This window comes from Mesorhizobium sp. B2-5-11 (assembly GCF_006440835.1).
GTDB lineage: Bacteria > Pseudomonadota > Alphaproteobacteria > Rhizobiales > Rhizobiaceae > Mesorhizobium.
In genome coordinates this window covers 1-1,293 of record NZ_VFUK01000032.1, presented here as the reverse complement: position 1 = coordinate 1,293, position 1,293 = coordinate 1, and the positions used below count along the sequence as shown (strand labels likewise).

1 protein-coding gene is annotated in these 1,293 nt (G+C 59.6%); it reads left to right on the top strand.

Annotation, left to right across the window (positions count from 1 at the left end):
• Positions 1–101 precede the first annotated feature (101 nt).
• Entirely contained in the window at positions 102–1,265 is a 1,164-nt protein-coding gene (locus FJ490_RS32510) for a helix-turn-helix domain-containing protein (protein ID WP_140729650.1), read from the top strand.
• Positions 1,266–1,293 lie beyond the last annotated feature (28 nt).

Below are 1,293 nucleotides of genomic sequence, written 5' to 3'. Positions count from 1 at the left end.
TGCCCTTCCCGAGAGATGGGTGACAGTTCATTCCGGATAGATGGGTTACACTTTCGGCCCTTTGCAAGGAGAGCAAGGTGCCTTGGAAGGAGTGTAACGTCATGGAAGAGCGGCTGAAGTTCGTCGCCCGGCTGCTGGACGGTGAGAAGATGGCCGTGCTTTGCCGAGAGTTCGATATCTCGCGCAAGACCGGCTACAAGATCCTCGCGCGCTACAACGGTAGCGGCCTGGAGGGGCTGACGGATCGATCGCGTCGGCCCTATCGCCACGCCAATCAGCTTCCGTTTCAAATCGAGAAGCTGATTGTGCGCCTCAAGCAAGACAAGCCGACATGGGGCGCGCCGAAGATACGCGAGCGGCTGGCCCGGCTGTATCCGGATGTGCACCGGCCGGCGATCTCGACGGTGCACGCCGTGCTCGATCGCCACGGCCTGGTCGAGCACCGCAAGCGCAGGCGAAACCGGGCGACGGGGACACCGCTTTCAAACGGCTGTCGCCCCAACGATCTGTGGTGTGCCGACTACAAGGGCGAGTTCATGCTCGCCGATCGGCGCTATTGCTATCCGTTGACGATCACCGACTTTGCCAGCCGCTATCTCATCGCCTGCGAGGCGCTCTCGACCACCAAGGAAGCCTATGCCTTCACCGTGTTCGAAAGCGTTTTCAAAGAGTTCGGCCTCCCCAGCGCGATCAGGACCGACAATGGCGTTCCCTTCGCCAGCCCCAATGCGCTGTTCAACCTCAGCAAGCTGTCGGTCTGGTGGCTGCGCCTGGGCATCGACATCGAGCGCATCAAGCCGGGCTGCCCGCAGCAGAACGGGCGTCATGAGCGCATGCACCTCACCCTGAAGAAGGAAACCACCAAACCGGCTGGTGCCAATTTCCTTCAACAGCAGGCCAGGTTCGATGACTTCATCGATGAGTTCAACTCAGAACGCCCGCACCAGGCGCTCGACATGGACTACCCGGCGGAGCGCTACGCGCCCTCAACGCGTCCCTATGCCGGCCTACCAGACCTCGACTATCCGTTTCACGACAAGGCCCTCACCGTCACCACCTGCGGCCGCATCTGCTATAACAGAAAGAAGATCAACCTCAGCCTTGTCTTTGCCGGCCAGATCGTCGGCATCAAACAGGTCGAGGACCATATCTGGCTGGCTAGCTTCATGGACTACGATTTGGGATATTTCGATGATGAGACATGCAGGCTCGAACCACTCCAAAACCCCTTCGGGCCAAAAGTGTTACCCATGTCTCCGGTATAAACCGTAACCTATGTGTCCGGAACGGACC